This window comes from Sphingomonas sp., from assembly GCF_025362505.1.
In the GTDB taxonomy this organism is placed as follows: domain Bacteria; phylum Pseudomonadota; class Alphaproteobacteria; order Sphingomonadales; family Sphingomonadaceae; genus Sphingomicrobium.
In genome coordinates this window covers 1-6,593 of the sequence record NZ_JANYGG010000072.1, presented here as the reverse complement: position 1 = coordinate 6,593, position 6,593 = coordinate 1, and the positions used below count along the sequence as shown (strand labels likewise).

At 65.4% G+C, this 6,593-nt stretch carries 9 protein-coding genes and 2 pseudogenes; 9 read left to right on the top strand and 2 right to left on the bottom strand.

What is annotated here, in order from left to right:
- From Q0R27_RS07075 to Q0R27_RS07060, 4 genes are all read left to right on the top strand, one after another.
- Positions 1-279: HD domain-containing phosphohydrolase (locus tag Q0R27_RS07075; protein WP_293942785.1), on the top strand; the 279-nt coding region annotated here is incomplete at its 5' end.
- Between the two features lie 431 nt (positions 280-710).
- On the top strand, positions 711-1,229 hold the full coding sequence (rplU, locus tag Q0R27_RS07070) for a 50S ribosomal protein L21 (protein ID WP_293942783.1): 519 nt from the start codon (positions 711-713) through the stop codon (positions 1,227-1,229).
- A gap of 6 nt (positions 1,230-1,235) precedes the next feature.
- Entirely contained in the window at positions 1,236-1,520 is a 285-nt protein-coding gene (rpmA, locus tag Q0R27_RS07065) for a 50S ribosomal protein L27 (protein WP_293942781.1), read from the top strand.
- Positions 1,521-1,684: 164 nt separating this feature from the next.
- The gene (locus Q0R27_RS07060; RefSeq protein WP_293942779.1) at positions 1,685-2,245 is read left to right on the top strand and encodes a GNAT family N-acetyltransferase; all 561 of its coding nucleotides are present in this window, start codon (positions 1,685-1,687) and stop codon (positions 2,243-2,245) included.
- A 50-nt stretch (positions 2,246-2,295) separates the two neighbouring features.
- Here the strand turns inward: Q0R27_RS07060 and Q0R27_RS07055 are convergent, their stop codons facing one another.
- On the bottom strand, positions 2,296-3,141 hold the full coding sequence (locus Q0R27_RS07055; RefSeq protein ID WP_293942777.1) for a metal-dependent hydrolase: 846 nt from the start codon (positions 3,139-3,141) through the stop codon (positions 2,296-2,298).
- An 85-nt stretch (positions 3,142-3,226) separates the two neighbouring features.
- Between Q0R27_RS07055 and Q0R27_RS07050 the strand changes: the two genes are divergently transcribed.
- The 5 genes and pseudogenes from Q0R27_RS07050 to Q0R27_RS07030 form a co-directional block, all read left to right on the top strand.
- Positions 3,227-3,796, top strand: a complete 570-nt coding sequence (locus tag Q0R27_RS07050) for a TetR family transcriptional regulator (RefSeq protein ID WP_293942775.1) — start codon at positions 3,227-3,229, stop codon at positions 3,794-3,796.
- 37 nt (positions 3,797-3,833) lie between these two features.
- Positions 3,834-4,877 (top strand): GTPase ObgE, encoded by a 1,044-nt coding sequence (gene obgE / locus Q0R27_RS07045; protein ID WP_293942773.1) that lies wholly within the window; start codon positions 3,834-3,836, stop codon positions 4,875-4,877.
- Between the two features lie 13 nt (positions 4,878-4,890).
- Positions 4,891-5,796, top strand: coding sequence for an NAD-dependent epimerase/dehydratase family protein (locus Q0R27_RS07040; RefSeq protein ID WP_293942771.1), 906 nt, complete (start codon positions 4,891-4,893; stop codon positions 5,794-5,796).
- Positions 5,797-5,879: 83 nt separating this feature from the next.
- Positions 5,880-6,125 carry an acyl carrier protein gene (locus Q0R27_RS07035; protein WP_293942769.1) on the top strand — a complete coding sequence of 82 codons (246 nt, stop codon included), beginning with the start codon at positions 5,880-5,882 and terminating at the stop codon, positions 6,123-6,125.
- 1 nt (position 6,126) lies between these two features.
- A pseudogene (locus tag Q0R27_RS07030) lies at positions 6,127-6,456 on the top strand (8-amino-7-oxononanoate synthase); the annotation flags it as partial.
- Here the strand turns inward: Q0R27_RS07030 and Q0R27_RS07025 are convergent.
- Positions 6,447-6,593, bottom strand: a pseudogene (locus Q0R27_RS07025) (8-amino-7-oxononanoate synthase); the annotation flags it as partial. The pseudogenes Q0R27_RS07030 and Q0R27_RS07025 sit on opposite strands and share 10 nt — an antisense overlap.

Here is a 6,593-nt window from a genome sequence, read left to right as displayed (position 1 = left end):
GAAATTCTTGGGAGGGTCGGAGTGCTGGCGGATATGGCACCGATCGCCGCCGCTCATCACGAAAGAATGGATGGATCCGGCTATCTGCTTGGTCTCAAGGACGATCAAATTCGCCGCGAAACTCGTATCATCACGGTGTGCGACTATTTCGACGCCCTGAGTTCGGATCGCCCGTACCGAAGCGCCATGTCACGCGCCGAAGCACTTGCCATTATCGAAGCCGGTGTTGGCACGGCCATTGACGGCGATTGTTACGAAGCACTCCGATTGAATATATGATGCGATCGGCAATTTGAACGTCTGAAACGCCGGATACTTAAGCCTGATCGCTGGTGACTGCTCCTCACCAATCTCCGCCATTGACGATTTTCCTGTCCTACAGCACACCCGATATGCTTGGCTATTCCGATGATCCTTTGCGCTTGCCCGACCAATGGTCACCCGTTGATAACCAAAATTACATGCGCGCCCTCCGGACGACACACGCGACACCGCCGACACGCACGACATCGCCGACATGCATGACACAAAACCGCGTTACACTGTCTACTTGTCCAAAACCGGGTCATTGCCAGCCGCGCACGATCGCGTCGATTCCCTCGCAAAACGCCTCCCCCCGGTTGACAGGCGAGGCCCTCCTGCCTAGTCGGCAGCCTTTCCCGCGCGGGTCTCCCGCCGCGGCCCAGTTTCGTTGAAGAAAGAAGAAGCCAATGTTCGCAGTCCTGCGCACGGGCGGCAAGCAATATCGCGTTGCCCCGGGAGACAAGATCGTCGTCGAGAAGCTCGATGGCAATGCCGGTGACAGCATCTCGCTGACCGACATCCTGCTCGCCGGCGAGGGATCGGACCTGAAGTCGCTCGAGGGCCTTGTCGTCGGCGCCGAGATCATCGCGCAGGCGAAGGCTGACAAGGTCACCGTCTTCAAGAAGCGCCGCCGCCACAATTACCGCCGCAAGGCCGGCCATCGCCAGCAGCACACGATCCTGCGGATCGTCTCGATCGGCGACGCCAAGGCCGAGAAGAAGGCCCCGGCCAAGAAGGCTGCCGCTCCCGAGGCGCCGGTCGCCGCCGCGCCCGCCACCGAGAAGCCGGCCAAGGTTGCCAAGGCCGAAGCGCCCGCCACCAAGGCTGAAAAGCCCGCCACCAAGGCCGCCAAGCCCGCCGCCGCCTCGACAAAAGATGCCGCGCCTGCTAAGGCCGCGGCCAAGAAGACCCCGAAAGCAAAGTAATTTTCCATGGCACATAAGAAAGCAGGCGGCTCGAGCCGCAACGGTCGCGAATCCGAATCGAAGCGCCTCGGCGTCAAGAAGTTCGGCAGCGAAACCGTGCGCGCCGGCAACATCATCATCCGCCAGCGCGGCACGCGCGTCTATCCGGGCGCGGGCGTCGGCATTGGCAAGGATCACACCCTGTTCGCTCTTACTGACGGCCGCGTCTCGTTCAAGAACGGGCGCCAAGGCCGCAAATTCGCGTGTGTAGACGCGAACAATATGCCGGCGGTAGCACAGGCAGCAGAATAGGGATCGGTCACGAAAAGGCCGCTCCCGGGAGGGGGTGGCCCAAATGGTGACTGGACATCCGGAACCCAAAAGGGAGAAGAGGGCACCCCCCTCTCCTCCCTTTTTTCTTTTCCCAAAACTGTAACTTGGCGAGCCTAACCGCTCGCCCAGCGGGAGAAGATACAATGTTCGCCAGAACAGCAAGACTGCTACTGAGACCCGGCTGGGCCGAGGATGCGCCGGCGCTGGCGCACGCGATCGGCGACGAGGCCATAGTCCGCAACCTCGCTACCGCGCCGTGGCCCTACGCGCTGGGCGACGCAGAGGCGTTCCTCGCCTCCCCGCGCGATCCGGCGCTGCCGTCGTTCCTGATCATAGCACGTACCGCCGGATCGCCCGGGATCGTTGGCGCGTGCGGCATCGCCCGGCGCGCGTCGGGGCGGGTCGAATTCGGCTACTGGATCGCGCGGGCTTATTGGGCGCGCGGCTATGCCACCGAGGCCGGCCGCGCGCTGATCGACATTGCCGCGACGCTCGGCCTCGCCCAGCTCGACTCGTCCCATTTTCTTGACAATCCGGCGTCTGGCCGGGTGCTCGAGAAGCTCGGCTTCAAGGCCATCGGCCTGACCGCCCCGCGCTACAGCTGCGCGCGCGGCGGCTGTGCCCCGTCTCGGCTGCTGCGCCTCGATCTCGCGGCGGCGGCGGCAACGGCGACGACGACCGACGTCGGACAACTCGCCGCGTAGAAAAACCCTCCCGGGCCCGGATTAAATCCTCGGGCTTGGGGAAGATATGATCAGGCCACGACCGGCGCATCATATTGGGCGATGAGCGCGCGATCATCCTCGTTCCATGGATGGAAACCCGGCAGGAAGAAATGAACCCAGGCCAAGAAAATCTTGCGCATCATTCCGGGCCGAATCCACATGTACCACAGCAGCGACGACCAGGCTTTGAAGCCGGTAATTCCGTCCTGCCGAAGCAGCTCGAGCGACCCCGCCGTCCGGTCGACGACGAAATTGTGGGTGACGAGCAGCATGACCTTGAACTTGACCTTCCAGCGCTTGCCGCGCGGCCACGCTTTCGTCGCGTGAAGCCATGTATCGTAGGCGACTCCCTTATGCTCGATTTCCTCGGTTGCGTGCCAGTGCCACAGCGCGGCCGTCTCGGCATCGGCGCCGGCGAGGTGGCGCGGGTCGGCGAGCAGTTCATGCGCCAGGATTGCGGTGAAATGCTCGAGCGCCATCGTCGCCGCCAGGTTGACGATCGGCGGCCTCGATTTGGTCAGATCAAGCCGAGCAGCAACCCTGTCCTCGAGCGGCTTGAGATCATAGCCCGCGTCGGCGGCACGGCGATTGAACGCGAGATGCTCGCGGCTGTGGATCACTTCCTGCGTGGTGAAGGCGCGAATCTCGCTCGCCAGCGGCTCCGGCGCTCCGTCGCGGAACTTGCGCACGCTATCGACGAAGAATGCCTCGCCGAGCGGGAAGGTCGCCGACAGCGCATTATACAGCGCGCTCGCCGCCGGGTTGCCGCCGTGCCACCACCGCGGCGTCGCCTCACCGCGTCCGAAGCGGCGATCGCGCGGGGTGATGATTAAGTCGGACGGAGTCGAACCGTCGATTCTGGTGTGAGCGTTCATGAATCTGATCTGGCCTTAGCTAACATAAATGTCAATAAGTAGAGATCGTGACAGGCTGACTTTAGTCTGACTTTCCGACTAGAGCATGAAGATGATCCGCCGCCGCCAGTCTCCCGACGATGCCCGCGCCGCCGCGGTCGAGGCCGCGCATGGGCTGCTGATCGAGGAAGGGGTCGCCGCCGTCACCCTCAAGGCGGTGGCGTCACGCATCGGCCGGACCCACGCCAACCTGCTCCACCATTTCGGCTCTGCGGCCGGGCTTCACCGCGCACTCGCCGAAGAGATCGCGCGCCGGGTTTCGGCCTCGATCACCGCCGCTATCGCCAGCCGGCGACGCGGCGAAGCAACCCCGCGCGACGTGGTCGACGCGATGTTCGACGCGTTCGCCCGCGACCGCGTTGGCGAACTGGTCGGCTGGATCGCGCTGACCCGCCAGCGCGAGGCGCTCTTGCCCGTGACCGAGACCGTCGCCGCGATCCTCGCCGACTTCCGCGCCGCCGGCGATCCCCGACCGATGGACCGTGTCGTCCTCGGCCTCGTCCTGCTCGCGATCGGCGACAGCCTGGTCGGCGCCGAAGTCGCCGCCGCGACCGGCGACGACCCGATGGTGGTCCGCGAGATCGCCGTCGCACAGATCGGCGCCCTGCTCTCCTAGGCTTACGATTCGACGCCGCATCCTCTAAGGGGCGCGGATGCATTTTCTTGATCAGGCCAAGATCTTCGTCCGCTCGGGCGCCGGTGGCCCCGGCGCGGTGAGCTTTCGTCGCGAAAAATTCGCCGAATTCGGCGGCCCCAACGGCGGCCACGGGGGCAAGGGCGGCGACATCATCTTCGAAGCCGTCGCCGGGCTGAACACCCTGATCGACTTTCGCTATACGCAGCATTTCCGCGCGCCTCGCGGCAAGGGCGGCTCGGGTTCCAACCGCACAGGCGCCGGCGGCGACGACCTCGTCATCAAGGTTCCCGTCGGCACACAGGTCCTCGCCGACGACGAGGAGCGTTCGCTACTGATCGACATTACCGAGGTCGGCCAGCGCGTGACCCTGCTGCGCGGCGGCGACGGTGGGCGGGGCAACGCCAGCTACAAGACTTCGACCAACCGCGCCCCGCGCCAGCACGGCACCGGCTGGCCGAACGAGGAAATGTACGTCTGGCTGCGGCTCAAGCTGATGGCCGACGTCGGCATCGTCGGGCTTCCGAACGCCGGCAAATCGACCCTGCTCAACCGGATCACCAACGCCGTCGCCAAGGTAGGCGACTATCCCTTCACGACACTGCGTCCGCAACTGGGCGTGGTCAGCTTCAAGCAGCGCGAGTTCGTGCTGGCCGACATCCCCGGCCTGATCGAGGGCGCCGCCGAGGGCGCCGGGATCGGCGACCGCTTCCTCGGCCATGTCGAGCGTTGCCGCGCGTTGCTCCATCTGGTCGATGCCGAGGGCGAGGACCCGGTCGACGCGTGGCGCATCGTCCGTGGCGAACTGGACGCCTATGGCGCCGGGCTCGAGGACAAGCCGGAGCTGGTCGCGCTCAGCCGTTGCGACCTGGTCGACCCCAAGGATCTCGCCAAGCTGCGCAAGAAGCTCGCCAAGGCGTCGGGCACCGAACCTCACCTCATCTCTGCCGCGACCGGCGACGGGATCGACGAACTGATCGAGGCCCTGTTCACGCTGATCGGCGACGTCGCCGTGGCCAATGCCGAGGCGGTCGAACCCGAAGCCGCCTGGTCACCGCTTTGAAGCCTGCTCCGCTATGACCATCGCAATCACCGGCGCGACCGGCTTCGTCGGCGGACGCCTGCTGCATTACTTGCAGGAGCAGCAGCGCGACATTCGCGCCCTCGCGCGCCGCCCGATGAAAGCGCGCGAGGGGGTGACCTGGGTTCAGGGCGACCTCGCCGACCACGCAGCGCTCGACCAGCTTGTTGTCGGGTGCGAAAGCGTGATCCACGTCGCCGGCGTGCTCAACACCCCCGATGCGGCCGGGTTCGAGGCCGGCAATGTCGCCGGCACCACAGCCATCCTGGCCGCCGCGACCGCCGCCGGAGTGCAACGCTTCGTCCATGTCTCGTCACTGGCCGCGCGCGAGCCCGACCTGTCGCTCTACGGCGGATCGAAGTCGCGCGCCGAAGCCCTCGTCCGCGCCGGCACCCTGCCGTTCGCGATCGTCCGTCCGCCAGCCGTCTATGGCCCCGGCGACCGCGAGACGCTCGACCTGTTCCGCATGGCCAGCAAGGGGGTCGTCCTCCTCCCGCCGACCGGCAGTCTGTCGCTGATCCACGTCGACGACCTCGCCCGACTGCTCGCCGCGCTGGCCGATCCGGCCTCGCCCGCCGGCCTGACGGCCGAACCCGACGATGGTACGCGCGGTGGCTTCACCCATCTCGAATTCGCCGCACTGCTCGGTGAAGCGGTCGGCAGGAAAGTGTTTGCGCTCTCCGCCCCGCAACCCCTGCTCCGCGTCGGCGCCGCGCTTGACCGTTTCTTCCGCCGCGGCAGCGCCAAGCTGACCCCCGACCGGGTTGCCTATTTCTGCCATCCCGACTGGGTCGCCGACCCCGCGCTCGCTCCGCCTGCCCACCTTTGGCAACCCGCGATCTCGACTCCCGCCGGCCTGCGTGACACCGCCCGCTGGTACCGCGAGCAACGCTGGCTTTAGCCTGCACTGAAACAGGCTTCAGTTCCGCCGCGCTTCCGCCCCATTCCGTTGCGAAAGCGGCGGTCCACTCTTAAGGCGACCCGATGACCGACCGCGACACCACCCTCGATATCGTCCAGCGCCAGATCGCACCCTTCAACAAGAAGGGGATCGCGGTCACCGAGGCGACCCGCTTCGCTCAGGACCTGGAGTGGGACAGCCTGACGGTGCTCGATTTCGTCGCCAACATCGAGGACGAGTTCGACATCCTCATCACCATGAACCAACAGGCTGAGATCGAGAGTGTCGGCCAGCTGGTCGACGCAGTTACCGAACTCAAGGCCGACTGACATGGGCGACCTGTTCGACAAGTTCGATCCGCTGATCGAGATCCGCCGCTCGTTGCTCTCGACCGGGATGACCGACCCGTTCAACCTCGTCATGGAGCGGGTAGAAAGCCCGACCGTGGCGATCTGCAACGGCCAGCGGACGATCCTGCTGGGCACCTATAATTACATGGGCATGACCTTCGATCCCGACGTCATCGCGGCGGGCAAGCAGGCACTCGACGAATATGGCTCGGGCACGACCGGCAGCCGGGTGCTCAACGGGACCTATCGCGGACATCGCGATTGCGAGGACGCGCTGAAAGAATTTTACGCGATGGACCATGCGATGGTCGAGATGATCCCGAGATTGGCCTGGTAGCCGGTCGAGAAGACCATCGCATGGTCCATCGCGTAGAAGTCTTTCAACGCGTCCTCGCACGCGCGGTGGCCAGCGTAAGTGCCGTTGAGCACCCGGCTGCCGGTCGTGCC

What these genes read in the sequence shown, in the direction of transcription:
- rplU (WP_293942783.1), top strand. Translation starts at nt 711, where the DNA reads ATGTTCGCAGTCCTGCGCACGGGCGGCAAGCAATATCGCGTTGCCCCG.
- rpmA (WP_293942781.1), top strand. Translation starts at nt 1,236, where the DNA reads ATGGCACATAAGAAAGCAGGCGGCTCGAGCCGCAACGGTCGCGAATCC.
- Q0R27_RS07060 (WP_293942779.1), top strand. Translation starts at nt 1,685, where the DNA reads ATGTTCGCCAGAACAGCAAGACTGCTACTGAGACCCGGCTGGGCCGAG.
- Q0R27_RS07055 (WP_293942777.1), bottom strand. Translation starts at nt 3,141, where the DNA reads ATGAACGCTCACACCAGAATCGACGGTTCGACTCCGTCCGACTTAATC.
- Q0R27_RS07050 (WP_293942775.1), top strand. Translation starts at nt 3,227, where the DNA reads ATGAAGATGATCCGCCGCCGCCAGTCTCCCGACGATGCCCGCGCCGCC.
- obgE (WP_293942773.1), top strand. Translation starts at nt 3,834, where the DNA reads ATGCATTTTCTTGATCAGGCCAAGATCTTCGTCCGCTCGGGCGCCGGT.
- Q0R27_RS07040 (WP_293942771.1), top strand. Translation starts at nt 4,891, where the DNA reads ATGACCATCGCAATCACCGGCGCGACCGGCTTCGTCGGCGGACGCCTG.
- Q0R27_RS07035 (WP_293942769.1), top strand. Translation starts at nt 5,880, where the DNA reads ATGACCGACCGCGACACCACCCTCGATATCGTCCAGCGCCAGATCGCA.